This window comes from uncultured Thiodictyon sp., from assembly GCF_903828115.1.
Classification (GTDB): Bacteria; Pseudomonadota; Gammaproteobacteria; order Chromatiales; family Chromatiaceae; genus Thiodictyon.
Map to the genome: position 1 here is coordinate 1 of NZ_CAIKKU010000836.1, position 17,543 is coordinate 17,543.

Genomic DNA, 17,543 nt, shown 5'->3' on the forward strand with positions numbered 1-17,543 from the left:
GCTCGCCAGCGTGATTGAAACCTGTCGCCAGCGCGGCCAGGTGCCGTGGCCCTATCTGGCCGGCGTGATCGCTGAGCGCCGCGCCGGTCGCGCGGCCGCTCCGCTGCCGGCTCCAATGCCGGGTCTCTGAACGGCTACCTCTTCCCAGGACGCACTGTGGATCAAAGAGGCTGAGGATCGTGTCGCCGCATACGATGCGGGCGAACTGGACGCGGTTGACGCCGAGCAGGTCTTTGCCGAACTGGATGCGAGCCGCGGCGAGCCGTTCCGCCGTTCTTTGCGGTCCATCTAAGCCCCGAAGGGGCGCGACATACCAGCCCATGGCAACGCCCTGGGTAAGAGATATCCTGGAGCCCAGCCCTGAAAGGGCGTGACATAAGGCTGCGCCGTTATGTCACCCTCTTTCAGGGCTAGGCCGATGGTACGACCCTATCCCAGGGCGTTGCCCTGGGCTGGTATGTACGACCCCGTTGGAGTCGGTACGCAATTCACGCGGAACCGGGTACCAAGCCCCAGCGCGGGAGCAACTGGCGAGGACCCACCGTCACGGGGGATTTCAGGCCGCTGGAGCGGCTAAGAATGCAATCCCACGCGGAGAGACCGCGCAGGTGTTCCGGTAGGATGGGTAGAGCGCAGCGAAACCCATCCTTTGCGCCGCGCGCCGCGAGCGCCAAAAGCCGGAGCGATGATCAAGCCGCGTAGGGTCCGCTGTGCGGACCGACGAACCGACCAAGACCAGCCGCAATGACGATCAAGCCCCCGCAGCCGAGGCGAACCACCATGACCAGCCCGTCGCTTTCCGGTAACACCTGCGACCTGCTTGATGGGGATCACGCGACCAGCTTGAGAGATATCTTGACTGCGCGACAAGACACCCTTTGGACATCGCTAAGGCAAATGGGCGGACAACCGCGCACCCATCTTTCGCTCCGGGCCACCTATGTCGTCGCTGACGTCATGGACTGGCTCGCCGAGCTTCCGGCCCACTCCCTGCATGCCGTCGTGACCGATCCCCCCTATGGTCTGATCGAGTATAATCGCAAAGATCATGACAAGTTGAAGACCGGGCGCGGTGGGGTCTGGCGTATTCCGCCCGCGTTCGATGGCGCCAAGCGCAGACCCTTACCCAGATTTACCGTGCTATCTCCGGATGAAATCGCCGGACTCGACAACTTTTTCAACGATCTGGGGGACGCCTTGCTGCGGGTACTGGTCCCAGGGGGCCATCTGTTCATCGCGTCCAATCCACTGCTGTCGACCCTGACATTCCATGCGCTGCAGCGGTCCGGCTTCGAGAAGCGCGGTGAACTCATCCGGTTGGTACAGACGCTGCGGGGCGGGGACCGACCCAAAGGCGCTGAGGATGAATTCCCTGAGGTCTGCATGATGGCCCGCTCCTGTTGGGAGCCCTGGGGCATCTTCCGTAAGCCGTTTCCGGGTACGGCCGCGCAGAACCTGCGGCGTTGGGGCACCGGTGGATTGCGCCGGATCGCCAACGACGAGCCCTTCAAAGACGTGATCGTGTGCTCGCCCACCCGCGGGCGCGAGCGCGAGATCGCGCCGCACCCTTCTCTTAAACCTCAGCGTTTCATGCGCCAAGTGGTTCGTGCCGCGCTCCCGTTAGGCGTCGGCATTATGTACGATCCGTTTGCCGGAAGCGGATCGACCCTGGCCGCCGCCGCCGCCGTCGGCTACCTCGCGATCGGCACCGATCGCGACGAAAGCTATCACGCCTTGGCCCGCGCCGCCTTCGGCCCGCTCTCTGCCCTCAAGGTTGCTGAATTATGACGTCGGAGCCAGTGTTCGAGGAATTTGCCGCGGGGTTCCCAGCCCGGAAGTTCTCGGCTGGCCTGCTGATAGCATTCATTGACCTTTACACCGAGCTTGGAATCCCGGACTCGGGGATTCAGAGCTTCGCAGAAATCGTCGCGCACTTCCCGCGCCAAACCATAACTGGCAGTGGTAAGCGGGCAAATACTCTCATCTTGACCAGACCTGATGGCAAGTCTCTGAGCTTACGGCCCTTCTATAACAGGGCAGAACGGTTCTTTCGCGCCGAGCACAAGCGCTTCGATTACCCCTCTTGCGCGCCCCACGCGACCCAAGCTTGGATAGATTATGTTCCCTGGCTGGACGCATTGGCTACCCACACGCAAGCCGAACTGGCGGAGTTGCGCAGGCAGGTATCAGACCATGTTCTGATGAATCTCAAGAGCCAGGCCTTTGACCCCACATCTATTCAGGTCGATCCTCCCCTCTTCCGATTGATCCTTGAAGGCTTCGACATTACCGCACGCAAGGGTGAGCCGACAGGCGCCGCATACCAGGGAATCGTCTTCGGTTTTCTGCGCGCGGATAATCCTCATCTACAAATTGAGATCGACAAAGTACGAACTGGCTCCAAGCGATTGCAAAGGGTGGGGGATATCGACGGATGGGAGGGCGCGCGGCTAGCCATTTCGGCTGAAGTCAAGCAGTTTGAGATCAAGGAAGAGGATGTTCCGGACCTGGAAGGATTCGCTAACGAGGTGGGTCGGCGTGGCTCTCTCGGCTTGATTGTCGCGCTGGGTTTCCGTGAGGATGTGCGCGGCTTGATCAGGAGCATTGGGCTCAAGCCCCTGGATTTGGAAGAATTACTGCGGATCGTTGAACTCTGGGACCCCCTCAAGCAGCGGACGGCTGTCGCTTCGTTGGTTTACTACGCCAACCACGTCGAGAAGAACTCTTCGTTAGCGGAGCGCATCGATACCTTCCTGAAACTGGCTGTTGGGAAGAGCGTGGCAGAACCCGCATTCATCGCGATTCTGGATGCGGATAAGAAGGAATGAGCGAGAAAGGCATTAACACTCAAGACCCCTGCCCCTGCGGCTCCGCACTCGCCTACCCCGCCTGCTGCGGCCCCTTCATCGCCGGGACTGAGCTGCCACAGACGGCACAGCAACTCATGCGCTCGCGCTACACCGCCTACACCCGGGGCGACGCCGGGTATCTCAGCGCCACCTGGCACCCCACCACGCGGCGCCAGGACCTGGATGCGGACCCGCGGGTCCGCTGGCTCGGGCTCAAGATCATCGCCACCGAAGCGGGCGAAGCCGAGGACCACCGCGGCCTGGTGGAGTTCGTCGCCCGCTACAAGATCGGCGGACGGGCCCATCGGCTGCACGAGCGCAGCCGCTTCAAGCGCTTCCAGGGGCGTTGGTTCTACGTGGACGCCGAACTGACGGCGGACCTTTGACCCGATCCAGAGACGGCACAACACCTGGCGTCAACAGCGGAGAATCGATCATGCGCCCGCCATTGGTACCGCAAACCGCCCTCTTGCAAGGTTTCGTCCTTCTCTGCATGGTCGCGGTGCTGCCTGGCTGCGCGACCTCCGAGCACTGGCGCAGTGCCGGGGAAATCACGACCAAGGACCGGCAGCCCTTTTACCTGTCCAGCGCGAATCAGAAACTCCTGATCGCACCCGGCACCCTGACCATCACGCCGGTCGAAGACGGGCTTTTCAATTCGCCGAAACTCGTCATCGAGAACGCCAAGGGCAAGCTGGTCATCGATCTTCATCAGGGCGAACTGACCCCCGCTGGAATCCGCATCGTCGGCGTGACCCACGGCCTGTCTGCGAACATCCTCGGCACCTGGCAGGACCTCCACCAGGGCCTGCACGACGGCTTCACGACCGAGTCATGCAGCACGTACGGATACTGTGCAAAGGAGAAGGAGGAGAAGATATGCGATGACAAGGGGAACTGCCGCAAAGAGAAATTCTGGGAGCACGGCCATTATTCCGACTGCCCCGGAAGTCGCGCGGTGAGCATCCACTACGAGGACTACACGCGGGCCTATCGCATCGCCTTCCTGAACCCGCGCAACACGACTGAAGAACTCGCAAACTATCAAGGCGTCACCGGGATGCTGTCCCGGGAAATCGGGCGCGACGCGGGTCCCTGCGAATTGGATTATTCTGGGCACGGGCAGCACCACCGGCGCCGTTAAACACGCACCGGATTCCGCTTTACGTGCACGCCGCAGTCCTGGTCAGGCTTGGTGCGCCAAAGCGTAGCGCACGACGTCGGCGCTCAACCAAATCGCGTGTTCACGCATACGCTCAAGTGCCTGCGGAATGCACACATCGTAGCCCCTCTGACGGGCCTTGATCAACACGCCGATCGAACCAGTGAGGGTCAATCCGGATAGACGCGCGACTCGCCGACCCACGCTCTCGTCGATGCAGACCAGGGGGATCTGCAAATCCAACGCGGTCTGAATGACCGACGCCTCCCCGCGATCCAGGGTATTGCGCAGGTAAGGGGTGATCGCCGTCGGTGTACCAAGTCGCTCGAGCCAGCCGGCACGGTCGAAGGCAGCGACGCCCGGCGCCTCGTTCCCGATGGCATGGATCTCGTCATCGACCTCCCGCGGCACGACCACCCTGTTGTAGAGTACGCGCAGGATATCGAGACTCCCAGTGCCTACCGCCAAGGCAACCAATGGTGTGGTATTGGTAACGATCACCCGCGCCCTGTCAGGCATTGGCGACATCCGATTCCAAGTCTGCCGGGCTCAGGTCGATCAACGGAACACCATAGCGGTGCAATTGCGCGATGAACGTGACCCGGCTGACACCGGCCAGCGTTGCCGCCATACCGGATGACAGGCGTTTCATCTCATAGAGCTTGACGGCCATCGCCATCTTGGCCTCTTGAGCGAACGCCTCGGGCGTACACTGCAACGCATCCGGCAGACTCGATGGGACTTCAACATGAATGTGCATGGCGACACTCCCGGCATTCAAATCAGGGGCATTCATAGCAAGTCATTAGCTAGGGTAAGATGATGGATTAGGCGCGCAGCACCCTCCCGTCGATGAGTAATATATTGGTCTGCGCCGCATTCAACGGCTCCGGCGGTGATACCTGCGCTACGCACTGGAGCCACCGCAATCGCGGTCTGCACAACGCCTTCGCCACCGCATTCTACCGGCTAAGACCACTTTTCAAATCCTGCTTCTTTGAAAAGGCGCTTATAGAGATGAAAACTCCTTCCCTCAACTGCTCTTTGAAAGGCCAGCGCACGACTGTCATCCCAAATTTTCTTTTCATGTTCCTGTCTTGGTGAGCAGTCTCTCCAGTCGCAAACGCCACTTGAAATAGCACTCATTTTCAGTAGATCTCGCATTGATCGATCGTCAGATGTTGAGTCAGTTGCCAACTTAATCCAAGGTGAAGCATCACCATCTCCACGGTTAACCGAGGCATCCCAAACTCGAACGTTTCCGATCGCGTTTCCGATTACCCATCTTGCGTCCCGATCACAAACTTTGCAATCGAGCAGTCGTTGCCCCTCTTTTATTCCTGTCCAATCACCCCAATGGGAACAAGGCAAAATGTGGTCAAAATCATAAGGTGTATCCTCTTCAAAACCTGCCATGGGGTTTCCGGGAAGCCTATTCACATAGGCACGCTGTAGCCACAGGAGCATAGGGTGGCGGTAGTTCCAGTGGCGCCACCAGCGGCGGTAAAAGCCCCTAGCCTGGCGATGAGCATCTGGCTCGTCCGGATCGGGGCTGAAGCGTAGCGTGTCACCCAAGACTCTTAAGTTGTTGCCTGTAAGGCCACACAACTCCATCAGGAAGCGGGGGGTGCGTAACGGCAGCCCTACGGGCTTCTTGGCGTTGGTGATCGTCTTGTATATTTCCCGGCAGAGATTTTCAAAGCCGCCAGCGTGCTCGCCTCCTGCCAAATCTGAGATGACCTGGAAGGCCAACAGGCTGGCCCGTGGAGGCTCCCGTACCCATTGCATCCAGTAAAGGGTCAGGCGCAACAGGTCCGCACGGCGATCGTCCTGCACGGGCATTGTGAGATAGCCACATTGCGCGAGCCTTAGGAGAACCTGCACCAAGGGTCGACCAATGTAGGGAAAAATATGGGGCGGGAGTCCGGGGTCAAAGCGATTGCTATAGTAGGGCGGGGTGTCCGGATTGTAGCAGCCACGATAGGCCAAATACTTATGTACTATCTCAAAGTAACTTCCCAAGGTGTTCGATTGGTAGGGTTTAGTGACACTCAGCAGAACTCGTAAATTGGCTTGCCGCTCTCCAGCCTTGGTTTCATTCGTCTTGCCGCTCTTGTCCTCCTTGGGCCAAATCAGGCGGTGAAAGTCCTCCTTTGAGGGATTATCGTAGTCCGTCACTGGCTTACCCTCTGGCGTCTTCCATGCGGTCGCGGCAAGTCGCAGACTGGACATAACCAAATCGCTTGAAGTCAGCAGGCTTGCGATATGCCCCTGAGCATACAGGCTTTCCACCATGTCATGCACCTCAGGCATGAGATGCTTGAGTATGGAGTAGATATAATCGGGGGGAAGCAATGGGCTCGCGTTTGTACCGATGCGCTTAAAGAGACGCGCTAGCGGCGGTTCAAGACCCTGGACATCGTCGGCCCTGAAAAAGGCAGCATCGACAGGTAGCAGCGGTATTTCAGCCTTGAAGAAAAGACGAAGCCCTTTCTCCATGCTAAGGATGCGCTCTATAAATTGTTCTTGGCTTGGCGCATCGGCGCTCTCCCATGTGAATAAAATCTTCTGACCATTCTGGAATTTGATGGTCTCGACGGCCTTTAGCATTGCCAGCACGCCGGGCTCCCAGTCTCGGCCTCGGGACTCGCGCCAGAGTGCGATCAGTTCGGCCAGATCCAGCGGCAAGCTATGCGCAGCGCCCGCGGCATAGGGGCTTGTGTTTTCCAGAGTCGACTGTGGTTGCTGTGTTCCCTCCACCCCCATTTTGCAGTTGTTGCCTACCTCGCGAGCTTTCCTGCGGTCGCCCATGGAGAGCTTGGCGTTGGGATCATCGCGACGGAATCCGAATGGCTGGTTTTTTGTCGTCACGCGCAAGCGCAGGAGTTGACCTGCGGGCGGCGTTTCGGCGAAATCCACCCACAGGCGATGGCTTGCCTGGGTCGACGAATGGAGATTCCAGCCCAATAGAAGTGCCAGAGTGCGTTGTTGTCCGTCCACTAAGCCCAGGCGCAGCCGGGGATCAGAAAGTTCCCCGCGCAACGGCTGCGGAATGCCCGGTAGGGGCACGTTGGCATAATCCGCCTCCATCTCGCTTACCATGAGACTACCAATTGGCATACCGCACAGGAGCGAGTCCCACAATTCGATGATCTGTGACGGCTTCCAGACGAAGCCGCGTTGGATCATCGGCAAGACTATCTTGTAATCCTTTGAAAACCCGGATGCCCAGTCGAGCCAGTCGATCAACTGTACAACCCGGATGGAAGATGGAGTTGCGAAGAAGGTCACTGGATTCTGCCTTTATAATTATGGGAAGATCAGACTTATTAGGCCCCAGTTTATTCCCCCTTTCGCCGGGGTAGTGGGGGCTAGGGTGTCCGGAGAAGACATGCCGGAAGAGGGCAAGCGCCTTACTCGGCTCGAGTCTATGCGTCCGCAAAATACTCACCCAAGTAGGCCCCTATACCAAGTGATCGACACAGCCGCCAGCGACCTGTCCCAATAGCCCGAACATCAGGTCCTGCAGATTGCCCACGCCATTGGCCTCCAAGCGACGCGAACTGCGCGGCGACAGGTAGTTCAGCCACGCGAGCTTAAAGCGGGGCTCGTCGGCATAGTTGGGCCAGTCGCGATAGCCAGGTGACCGGAAGGCGAAGGCCGCGCCAAGGAGGCGGTCGTGGAAGACCCGGTTCACTTGCCAGATCTTCGAGTTTCCATGTTCGCCCAGCAGCGTCATCCGCGACCAGGCTACCGCCAGCGCCTCCTCATGCAGTGGATCGAACGGGCTGCCGGACAGTTGGCGCAGGACGTCGCTGTGAAAGTGGAAGCGCTCATGGTAGTCGGTCTTCTTTACGACCAAGTGCAGCGCACCTTCAAGGTCGCGCGTAAAAAGAGAAGGGAAATCGTGTCGTAAGGCACCGACCAGCGACCAATAGAACCGACGCAGATTCCCCTCGAACAAGTCGATTTGCCCAGGGCTGTTGTGCATCGGCCAGTAGCACCCCAGGAGACATGGGTTTGCGGCCACGTTGCCGAACGGCGCCCCCTCACTCGGGCCATCGCGGACATCCGGCTCGGGGAAGAGAAAATCTTCTGGCGCGGGCAGATCGGCAAAGCGGTCGTCAGCTAGAATGACCTCACCGTATCGGCCCTTCGGTAAGGCGGCAATCTCTCGCGTAATGTCCTGAATTAACTGATCGGCGGCAGACATCGGCTTGCGCTCCGGGGTCGGGGCTGGTCTGGCGGGGTGCCGGACGTCGGCGGCTAAGGATAGCAGTACGCAGACCGCTGGCGCAACGCACCGGAAAAACGCCCAGTCGTCCCAAATCCCGCCTGACGACGGCTCAGCCGCCGCCCACCGCCACCGACGCCGGCTCCGCCGCGGTATGCCGCCACTGCACCGGCCCATCCCCGTTCACCGCCGCCTCATCCACCAGACACCCGGCGATGTCCGTCATGGACGGCAGATCAAACATCGGCCGCTGCAACAGGCCCTCCAGGACGCTGCGCAGTCCCCGTGCGCCGGTGCCGCGGGCGATGGCCTTGCGGGCGATGGCGACCAGGGCCTCGGGGGTGAACTCCAGGCTGGCGCCCTCGAACAGGAACAACTGCTGGTATTGACGCACCAGGGCGTTGCGCGGCTCGGTCAGGATGCGCACCAGCGCGGCCTCGTCGAGATCATGCAGTGCGACCACCACCGGCAGGCGGCCGATGAATTCCGGGATCAGGCCGAATTGGCGCAGGTCGTCGGGCTGGGTCTCCTCATAGATGCGGGCGGCGGCGCGCGGGTCGGCCTTGGCCGTGATCTGCGAGTGGAAGCCGATGGCGGAGGGGCCGGGCTCCAGGCGGCGGCGCAGGACGCGCTCCAGGCCGGCGAAGGCGCCGCCGACCATGAAGAGGATATTGCGGGTGTCGATTACCGGGGCCTCGGCCGACTCCTTTCGGCCCTTGGCGCTGATCTTGACCTGGGTGCCCTCGATCAGCTTCAGCAGCGCCTGCTGCACGCCTTCGCCCGAGACGTCCCGGGTGCCGTGGCTGTTCTCCCCCACCCGCGCCAGTTTGTCGATCTCGTCGATGTAGACGATGCCCCACTCGGCCACATCCTTGTTGCCGCCCGCCGCGTCCAGGAGCCGGACGATGATGCCCTCCACGTCGTCCCCCACATAACCCGCCTGGGTCAGGGTGGTGGCGTCGGCGATGACGAAGGGCACCCCGACGATGCGCGCGAGGGTCGCGGCGAGCAGGGTCTTGCCGGTCCCGGAAGGGCCGAGCAACAGGATATTGGACTTGTCGATCTCCACCCGGTCACGGTCGTCGAGGGCCCTGCGCGGGTGTCTGGCCTCCACGGCCAGGCGCTTGAAATGGTTGTGCACGGCCACCGCCAGGCACTCCTTGGCGGACTCCTGACCGATGACATAGAGGTCGAGTTGGTCCTTGATCTCCTTCGGCTTGGGCGGGGGCTTGAGCGGGCCGTTGAGCGACCGGCACCGCCCCCAACTGGTGACCACCTGGTGGGCCAGGGCGACGCAGGCCTCGCAGATGTGGCCGTCGATCCCGGCAATCAGCGGGGTCTCGACCCCCTGAGAGGCCCCGCAAAAGGAACAGGTCTGGAGTTTGTCGTTCATGCCGCCTGCTCTCCTATTGGACTGTCGTCGAACCTGATCCCATCGATTGGGGACTTAGCCACCGACCCGGCCGCCCCCTGCCGCAGGCCGCCGATCCACGCCTTCTGGCAATGGCGCCGCGCGCGCTCCTCCAACAGGGCCCGGACCTGGGGTCTGGCCTGCGTGAAGGGAATGGAGCGCCCGGGCTGGATGCGCTCGCACAGCAGCAGGTGAAAACCCAGTTCGGATTCCACCGGGCCGCTGATGTCGCCCGCCGGCAGGGCGAACAGGGCCGCGTCGAGCGCCGGGTACAACTGGCCGGGCACCACCTCGCCCAGCCGTCCGCCCTCCAGGGCCGTGGGGCACTGCGAGTGTCGGCGTGCCAGGGCCTCGAAGCGCTGGGTCCGGCCGTCGGCGGGGCCCCGCACCTGCTCCGCCAAGCGCTCGATGCGCGCCTGCACGAGGTCGCGTCGGCTTTCGGCATCTTCGTCGTTCACGGTGATCAGCAGGTGGCGGGCGGTGCGCCGCTCGGCGACGGTGAAGCGCTCCTGATGAACGTCATAGAACAGCCGTTCCTCCAACTCGTCCACCCCCGCGTGGCGGCTGCCGACGCGCTGCATCACCGCGTCGAAGGTCAACTCGCGCCGCAGCGCCAGGTGCAGGCCCTCCAGGTCCAGGCCATTACGCTCCAGGTCCGATCGGAACTCCTGGGTATCGCGGTAGCGCCCGCGCACCGCGGCCACGGCCGCCGCGACCTGGTCGGGCGGAATCACCAGGCCGCGCGCCTCCGCGGACCCAAGCACCAGGTCCTCCAGTTCAAAGGTGCGCCGCGCCTGACGGGTGACTTCCCCCAACTGGGCCTCGCTCAGGTCCGCAACACCCGCCTGGAAACGCTCCCCAGCGGCACGCAGGAGGTGATAGCGGAACTCGCTTCGGTCGGTCGCGACGGCGCCCGGATCAGGATTCATCGTCATCCATCCCCTGCCCATCCAGCGCCGACTCCGGCACCTGGAGCGCGTTTGGTCCATTGAACCAGACCTGGTACGCAACCCCGCCCGGGGCGTCGCGTACCACCTTCAGGACTTCGCCCTCGGTGCCCCGCTCCACCACCACCCGGCCCTGGATGCCCAGCGGGATCCGCGCCCTCACCCGGTCGCGAAACTCAAAGCGGCTCGGTATCCAGGGGTCGCTGGCGAGTTGCAGTTCCTCCTCCCGGCAACCGACCACGCGGTCCTGCTCCAGGAAATGGACCGAGTAGATGATCTGGTCCTGGAGGAAGGTCCCGAGATCGCGCACGAAGCCGACACTGCCGCGCCGCAACAGGAGCGCCCCGGTGGCATACCCGGGAAAGGTCCCGTCGTTGCGCACATTGCGCAGGACCCGCACCTGGGCCCCATACTCAAAGGCCGGCAGCATGGGGGATCTGCCCGAGCAGGTCGCTCAACGGGATATTGGCGGTCTTGGGTTCGTGCAGGTGAAAGACCCGGAAGACCTTCTCCGTACGGGCATCCGAGACCACGAAATCGTGATAGGCCGCCGCCAGCCGGTCCGCGTGCAGCGCCCAACGCGCCGCCGGCCCGTCCGGCAGTTCGTCCACCTCCCCCAGGTAGTCATGGAAGCGCTGCAGGATATGCAGCCGGTTCACCTGCACCACCTTGGGATCGTAGTCGATGCGGAAATAGTCCAGAAAGTCCTCCGCGCTGGACAGCTCCTCCAGGTCGGAATCAAAGTCGTCGATGGTCATGATGGCCTCCGGGGGGAAGGGGATAGGGGATAGGTAACAAGTCAGAACGAGCTAAATGACGAGTGCAATCGTTGTCGTTGTCGTTGTCGTAATCGGAGAAACGATGCAATCTGGCGTGCGAGCGAATCCGGAGCGCTACGATAACCTCGATTACGATAACCTCGACAACGACAACGACAACGACTGTGTCGTGTTTAACTTGTTCTTGACTCGTTGCTAACGGCCGATGAAACTCAGGTTCCCGCCGGCACGCGCCACCGCGGCCTCGGTCACGGCACCTTGGGCCAGGGCGCGCAGTTCCTTGATGCCGAGCCGGTCGCTGGTGTCGATCTCGGCGATCTTGTCGAAGCGCTCCAGGGCCGCCACCGGCTCGCCCAGTCGCAGCAACAGGTAGCCCGCACCCTTGAGCGCCAGGAGCAGGAAGCGGGTCAGACTCATCGAGACCAACACCGAGCCACCCAGGTCCGACTCGGACAGGTCCTGCCAGCGTGCCGGCAGGTCCAGGCGGGCGGCGGCAAGCCTGATCGCCCGCTCCGCCGTCGCCAGGGCCTCCCGGTAGCAGCGCCGGTAATAGAAATAGCGATACAGGGCCACCACCACCGTCAAGTGCTCGGGCTCCAGGAAATAGGCGCGCAGCAGGCTGTGCTCCGCGACGGGGTCCCCATAGTGCTCGGCGGCGTAGGCCAGAAGCCGCCCCACCTCCGGGGTCACCGGCTCGTCGAAGTACATGGGCTCGCCGTTGAAATCCAACAGGTCCATCGTCACACCCCCAGGGTCGGATAGTGCTGGTCCGGCGGCTCGCAGACCTGCTTTGCGTCACACACCTCGAAGCGGTTGCGCGCCGCCGGGTCTCGCGCGAAGACGCTGTCCACGTCCTCGCCGATCATCGACCAGACGCCGGGCGGCGGCGGTGCTGCCAGTACGACCTCGGTCATTGCAGCACCGCCCCTGGATGACCGATCTCGACCAGGAAGCCGCGCAGGTCCGCGGTATTCGGGGAGCGCTTGTTACGGGTGACGAAGTGCCGCACCAGGGGCAGGACGCGCTCGGCCTGCTCGGGCGCCAGATCGAGCTGCAGGGTCTCACCGTAGACCTGGCGGACGGAACTGCGCCCCGAGTGCTTGCCGAGCACCAGGGCGTGCATGCGCCCCACCTCGGCCGGGTCGATGCCCTGGTAATTCAACGGGTCCTTGAGCAGTCCATCGACATGGATGCCGGCCTCGTGCGTGAAGGCACCCTGCCCGACCAGGCTCTTGTGCCAGGCGACCGGCTTGCCGGAGGCGCGGGCCACCAGGCGGGAGAGCACGTCGAAACGCGACATGTCCACCCCGGTGTCCAGGCCCTGGGTATGCTTGAGGCCCATCACCACCTCTTCCAGGGCGGCATTGCCGGCCCGCTCGCCGAGCCCGTGGACCGTAGTATTGACGTGGGTTGCCCCGGCGCGCGTCGCCGCCAGTGTATTGGCCGTGGCGAGGCCCAGGTCGTCGTGGGCGTGCATCTCAAGATCGAGGTCGACGCGCTCACGCAGCGCCCGGATGCGCTCGAAGACCCCGAAGGGCTCCAGCATCCCCATCGTATCGGCGAAGCGGAACCGGGTGGCCCCCGCCGCCTGGGCCGTCTCGGCCGCCAGCCACAGAAACCCGGGGTCGGCCCGGGAGGCGTCCTCGCCGCCGACACAGACCTCGAACCCCAGGTCGCGGGCAGCCCGCACCTCATAGGCGATCTGGCGCAGCACCCAGTCGCGGTCCCGCCCAAGCTTGCCTTGAATCTGTTGGTCCGAGACCGGGATCGACAGGTCTACCAGGTCCACCCCCAGGCCCCGGCACTGGTCCAGGTCCTTGGGCAGCATCCGCGCCCATACCATGAGGCGGACCGGCAGGTGCAGTGCCGCCAGGGCGCGGATAGAGTCGCGCTCCTCCTCGCCCATGGCCGGAATGCCGACTTCGAGTTCCGGGACCCCGATAGCCGCGAGCCTGCGGGCAATGGCGAGTTTCTCCGCCAGTGAGAAGGCCACGCCGGCGGATTGCTCGCCGTCGCGCAGGGTCGTGTCGTTGATGGTGACGAGCGGTCGATGGGCTGACATGGGTTCGCTTCCGGTTCCGTTTGGGAACTCTAAAGCAATCCTGATGCCATTTCATAGCGGCCTTTTCTATCCGTTACTTGCGGCAAAAGGGGCGGGGATGGGAGCGACGACAGGGCCGGGGCCTTGAGGGATTTGCGACAGGTCCGGCGGCGCCCGCTGTCGCAGAGCCTACCCCGGTGGCCGCCATCGCGGGTCCGACTCGGACCCGGACCTATTTCAGTCCTCCCCCGGGATCCCCGAAGAGCAAGGCTCGCCGCGGCTGAAGAGCCGGTCCAGGTCCTCGATCAGCGCCCGCCCCGGCCGGGCGGCAAAGACTCCCCGGTCGGGTCCCGCCGCCGGGCGCATCCCGCGCAGGAACAGATAGCGCACCCCGCCGATCGCCTGGTCATAGTCATAGCCGGGCAGGCGGCGGCGCAGGTAGCGGTGCAGGGCCACGGTGTAGATCAGGTATTGGAGGTGATAGCCGTGCTGAAGCATGGCCCGCGCGACACCCGCGGGGCCATAGTCGTCCAGGCTGTCGCCCAGGTGATTGGACTTGTAGTCGAGGATGTAGAAGCGGCCGTCCACCCGCATCACCAGATCCACGAAGCCCTTCATCAGGCCGGACAGGGCCGCGCTGCCCGCCCCCACCGGGCCGCCCGCGCCCAGGGTCGGCACGCCGTGGGCGGCGAGCACCGCGCCCAGGGCCCCGGGGTCGAACCCGTCCATGGCAAAGTGGAACTCCAGTTCGTTGCGCCGGTCCGCCGGGGCCAGGCCGCGCAGCCGCAGGCCGTCCCGGTCGAGCGGCGTGTCCAGGACCCGGTCGACCAACTCCGCCAGCGTCTCGGCCCAGCGCGCCTCCAGGCCGTGCCGGGCGAGCGCGGATTGCGCCGCCTGCGCCAGGGCGGGGCCGGCGGCGTCACGAAAATCCAGGTGCTCGAAGAGGTCGTGCAGGCAGTGCCCGGCGCGAGTCCCGCGGGGGAAGCGGAACACCGGGTCGACCGCCTGCTCCGCCTGGGCCGCGACCGCGGCCGGGTCGGGCTCGGGTGCCGACTCGGACGCCGACTCAGGATCGGGCACCGACGCCGCGACGCCCTCCCCCGCATCCGGGTCCGCCAGCGGAGCGACCCGGTCGTAGTCCGGCCGCTCCACGTCCCGACCCTGGACCAGTGCGGAGAAGCTCAGGAGCCGCCAGTCGTCCGGGATCAGCCCTGAAAAGACCGCCGCTCGCAGCACCGGCCCCGGGGCGGCCCCCGCGGGGGCGCCGGCCGGCGCCTCGCTCAGCGCGTCCTCGATGCGGATGGACCCGGCCAGCGGCGCGGCCAGGTCCGCACCCAGGCCCTCGACCTCGGCGCGCAACTCGCTGTCATTCAGGGCCGCCATGCGCCCGGCGGCCGGGGCCCCGTCCGGGCCCTGATGCAGCAGATAGGCGGCCGCCGCGCCCTCGGCCTGGTTCACCGGCCCCCAGTGGATGACGCAGCGGTGCCGGGCGCGGGTCACGGCGACATAGAGCAGGCGCAGGCGCTCGGCCAGGTCCTCCTGCGCCGCCAGTGCCCGATGGGCCTCCTGGTCACGCGACCCGAGATCCAGACAGGCGCTCAGGGTGTCGCGGTCGTGGAAGGCGACCGGCTCCTGCTTGCCCGCACCGCGCCCCTTGGACCAGGGCAGGGGCAGGAAGACCACCGGGTATTCCAGGCCCTTGCTCTTGTGGAAGGTGACGATCTGGACCAGGTTCTCGTCACTCTCCAGGCGCAGCAGCGCGGCCTCGCCGCCGCTGTCCCCGTCGGGCCGGCGCCGGTCCGCCAGCCAGCGCGTGAGCCCCTCGTGGCCCTGGTGTTCACGCGAGGCGGCCTGGGCCAGTTCCGCCAGGTGCAGCAGATTGGTGAGCCGGCGCTCCCCGTCCGGCCCCCGGCGCAACCGCTCCGGCACCTGCTCGCCCTGGATCAGTGCATCGAGCGCGGCCATGAAGCCGCGGTTGCGCCAGACCTCCCGATAGCCGCCGAAGCGGCCCAGCACCTCGCCCCAGCGCGCCTCCGCCGCCGCCGCGCCCGCCGCCGGCCCGGCGCCGAGGCCCCCGCCCAGCGCGCCCAGCTCGGCGGCGGTCCAGCCCAGCAGCCGGGTGGCGAGCGCCGTGCGCACCCGCGCCTCCCCCGCCCCCGGCGCCAGTGCCGCCAGCAGCGCGGCCAGGTCCTCGGCCTCCGCCGAGTCGAACACCGTCTGCTGCCCGATGCTGACCGAGCCGATGTCGAGCGCCGCCAGCGCGTCGCGGATCAGCAGCCCGTCCCCATGCTTGCGCACCAGCACGGCGATGTCCCCGGCGCGCAGTGGCCGCTCGCCGACCCGGGTGGTCCCGGCGGCGGCGCCCTGGAGCAGGTCGGCGATCTGGCGTGCACAGTCGCCGACCGCCAGGTCCCGCGCCGCCTCGGCCGGGATCCGGTCGCCCTTCTTGGTCGCCGACCCCGCCCCCAGCGGCAGCCAGCGAAAGACCAGGGCCGCGGCCCGCTGCCCCGCGATCAGGAGCGGCTCCCGGTCCGCGTCCGACCCGGACTGGACCGGATCGAAACGGATATCGGGCTCGAAGATGAAGGGTGCGGCGACCCGCCCGAAGAGCCGGTTGACCGCGGCCACCAGGGCGGCGGCGGAGCGGCGGTTGGTGTCCAGGGTGTGGACCTGCCCCGCCCCCTGCGCCTGTCGGCGTGCGGCGATGTAGGTGAAGATGTCGGCCCCGCGAAAGCCGTAGATCGCCTGCTTGGGGTCGCCGATCAGGAACAGCCCCGTCGCCGCCTGGCCGCCGTAGATGGCGCGCAGGATGCCGTACTGGAGGTCATCGGTGTCCTGAAACTCATCGATCAGGGCCACCGGGTGGGCGCCGCGGATGCGCGCCGCCAAGGCCGGGCCGCGGGGACCGGCCAGGGCCTGAGCGGTGCGGGTCAGCAGGTCATCGAAATAGATGACACGCCGCTCGTCCTTCAGGCGGGTCAGGTCGGCGCGCAGGGCCCGGTAGGCATCCGCCAGGACGGCGGCGCGGCGGGCGCGGGCCAGGGTCTCGGGGTCGATGGCGGCCAGGCGCTCGCAGAGCGCGAAGAAGGGGTGTTCGGGGGTCGTACCCTTCTTCTTGGTCGCGCCCTTGAGCTTCTCGGGGGTGAAGAGTGCCAGGCGCGCGGGCGGCTGGCCGGTCGGCGGGCCATTGCACCAGGCGTCCATGGCGGCGATGGCGTCCTCGACGGCGGCCGGCTTGTAGCTGGTCAGCGAGAGCGATGGGTTGTCGCGGAGCATGGCCGTGACCGCCCCCCGGGCACCGGGCCAGGCGCCCGCCAGTTCCGCGTGCAGGGCCAGGAGTTCGGCCTGCAGGCGGGACCATTCGCTCAGTTCCTCGCCGGTATCCGCGGCCCCCGGGGCCGGGAGCAGCAGCGGGGCGGCGCGGCCCAGATAGGGGGCCAGGGTGGCGAGCAGGCTGGCCGGGCCTTGCGGCCACTCATCGAGCAGCCAGGCGGCCTCGGCCGCGTCCGCCCGCGCCATGCGACGCCGCCAGAAGTCCTGGGCGGCGGCGGCGCGCAGGTCCTGCTCATCGGTGATCAGCTCGGCGTCGAAGGGCGCACCGCTCTCGAATGCAAAGTCCTTCAGCACCCGCCCGCAGAAGCCATGGATGGTGCGGATGGCCGCCCGGTCCAGGCTCGCGATGGCCGCGTCCAGGCGGGCCAGGGCCAGGGTCTGGTCGGGCTGCCCCGCGAGCGTCGCGCACAGGAGCGGGTCCGTCCCGGACCTGTCCCCCCCGGTCAGCGCCGCCCGCGCCTCCCGCAACCGCTTGCTGATCCGCTCACGCAGTTCCTCGGTCGCCGCCTCGGTAAAGGTCAGGACCAGGATCTCGTCCACCCGCCGGCCCGCGTCCAGGATCAGGCGCAGCACCAGGTGGGCGATGGCGTAGGTCTTGCCCGTGCCGGCGCTGGCCTCGATCAGGTGCAGGCCGGTGAGGGGGATGGTGAGGGGATTGAGCGGGGTCGTTGTCATCGGGACCTGGCGGGCAGTTGTCGTTGTGGGCGCTTCCAGCTCCCACGCTCCAGCGTCACTGCCGTTAGGTTAAGGCGCACTCGCCGACCGCGTCGCCTCTGCCTGGAGTCCA

General features: G+C 65.2%; 17 protein-coding genes. 5 read left to right on the forward strand and 12 right to left on the reverse strand.

From position 1 onward, the window contains the following. The first annotated feature begins 160 nt into the window (after positions 1–160). From QZY48_RS35165 to QZY48_RS31125, 5 genes are all read left to right on the forward strand, one after another. Positions 161–292, forward strand: a complete 132-nt coding sequence (locus QZY48_RS35165; protein ID WP_366929816.1) for a hypothetical protein — start codon at positions 161–163, stop codon at positions 290–292. A 488-nt stretch (positions 293–780) separates the two neighbouring features. Continuing rightward, entirely contained in the window at positions 781–1,788 is a 1,008-nt protein-coding gene (locus QZY48_RS31110) for a DNA methyltransferase (RefSeq protein WP_295437933.1), read from the forward strand. An 11-nt stretch (positions 1,789–1,799) separates the two neighbouring features. Then, on the forward strand, positions 1,800–2,828 hold the full coding sequence (locus tag QZY48_RS31115) for a hypothetical protein (RefSeq protein ID WP_295437935.1): 1,029 nt from the start codon (positions 1,800–1,802) through the stop codon (positions 2,826–2,828). Next, positions 2,825–3,235: a YchJ family metal-binding protein gene (locus tag QZY48_RS31120; RefSeq protein ID WP_295437937.1), complete on the forward strand. Its 411-nt coding sequence runs from the start codon at positions 2,825–2,827 to the stop codon at positions 3,233–3,235. The genes QZY48_RS31115 and QZY48_RS31120 overlap by 4 nt, the downstream gene beginning before the upstream one ends. Positions 3,236–3,285: 50 nt before the next feature. Then, positions 3,286–3,993 carry a hypothetical protein gene (locus QZY48_RS31125; RefSeq protein WP_295437938.1) on the forward strand — a complete coding sequence of 236 codons (708 nt, stop codon included), beginning with the start codon at positions 3,286–3,288 and terminating at the stop codon, positions 3,991–3,993. 42 nt (positions 3,994–4,035) lie between these two features. On the opposite strand, the gene QZY48_RS31130 is transcribed toward QZY48_RS31125, so the two are convergent. The 12 genes from QZY48_RS31130 to recB form a co-directional block, all read right to left on the reverse strand. Beyond that, a complete protein-coding gene (locus tag QZY48_RS31130; protein WP_295437940.1) occupies positions 4,036–4,530 on the reverse strand; it encodes a hypothetical protein in 495 nt (164 codons plus the stop codon). Continuing rightward, complete coding sequence (locus QZY48_RS31135) at positions 4,523–4,771, reverse strand: UPF0175 family protein (RefSeq protein ID WP_295437942.1); 249 nt, start codon at positions 4,769–4,771, stop codon at positions 4,523–4,525. Before QZY48_RS31135 ends, QZY48_RS31130 begins: the two co-directional genes overlap by 8 nt. 209 nt (positions 4,772–4,980) lie before the next feature. Beyond that, complete coding sequence (locus tag QZY48_RS31140) at positions 4,981–7,260, reverse strand: DUF262 domain-containing protein (RefSeq protein WP_295437944.1); 2,280 nt, start codon at positions 7,258–7,260, stop codon at positions 4,981–4,983. A 214-nt stretch (positions 7,261–7,474) separates the two neighbouring features. Then, on the reverse strand, positions 7,475–8,224 hold the full coding sequence (locus QZY48_RS31145; protein ID WP_295437946.1) for a hypothetical protein: 750 nt from the start codon (positions 8,222–8,224) through the stop codon (positions 7,475–7,477). Between the two features lie 133 nt (positions 8,225–8,357). Beyond that, positions 8,358–9,638 carry an ATP-dependent Clp protease ATP-binding subunit ClpX gene (clpX, locus tag QZY48_RS31150; RefSeq protein ID WP_295437948.1) on the reverse strand — a complete coding sequence of 427 codons (1,281 nt, stop codon included), beginning with the start codon at positions 9,636–9,638 and terminating at the stop codon, positions 8,358–8,360. After that, positions 9,635–10,585: a nitrogen fixation protein NifM gene (gene nifM / locus QZY48_RS31155; protein ID WP_295437951.1), complete on the reverse strand. Its 951-nt coding sequence runs from the start codon at positions 10,583–10,585 to the stop codon at positions 9,635–9,637. The genes clpX and nifM overlap by 4 nt, the downstream gene beginning before the upstream one ends. Next, positions 10,575–11,033 (reverse strand): nitrogen fixation protein NifZ, encoded by a 459-nt coding sequence (locus QZY48_RS31160; RefSeq protein ID WP_295437953.1) that lies wholly within the window; start codon positions 11,031–11,033, stop codon positions 10,575–10,577. Before QZY48_RS31160 ends, nifM begins: the two co-directional genes overlap by 11 nt. Next, positions 11,017–11,361 (reverse strand): nitrogenase-stabilizing/protective protein NifW, encoded by a 345-nt coding sequence (locus tag QZY48_RS31165; RefSeq protein WP_295437956.1) that lies wholly within the window; start codon positions 11,359–11,361, stop codon positions 11,017–11,019. Before QZY48_RS31165 ends, QZY48_RS31160 begins: the two co-directional genes overlap by 17 nt. 216 nt (positions 11,362–11,577) lie before the next feature. Continuing rightward, complete coding sequence (locus QZY48_RS31170; RefSeq protein WP_295437958.1) at positions 11,578–12,120, reverse strand: hypothetical protein; 543 nt, start codon at positions 12,118–12,120, stop codon at positions 11,578–11,580. 2 nt (positions 12,121–12,122) lie between these two features. After that, complete coding sequence (locus QZY48_RS31175; protein ID WP_295437960.1) at positions 12,123–12,296, reverse strand: hypothetical protein; 174 nt, start codon at positions 12,294–12,296, stop codon at positions 12,123–12,125. Beyond that, positions 12,293–13,444 carry a homocitrate synthase gene (gene nifV, locus QZY48_RS31180; protein ID WP_295437962.1) on the reverse strand — a complete coding sequence of 384 codons (1,152 nt, stop codon included), beginning with the start codon at positions 13,442–13,444 and terminating at the stop codon, positions 12,293–12,295. The genes QZY48_RS31175 and nifV overlap by 4 nt, the downstream gene beginning before the upstream one ends. Before the next feature lie 216 nt (positions 13,445–13,660). Further along, on the reverse strand, positions 13,661–17,431 hold the full coding sequence (gene recB / locus QZY48_RS31185; protein ID WP_295437964.1) for an exodeoxyribonuclease V subunit beta: 3,771 nt from the start codon (positions 17,429–17,431) through the stop codon (positions 13,661–13,663). Positions 17,432–17,543 lie beyond the last annotated feature (112 nt).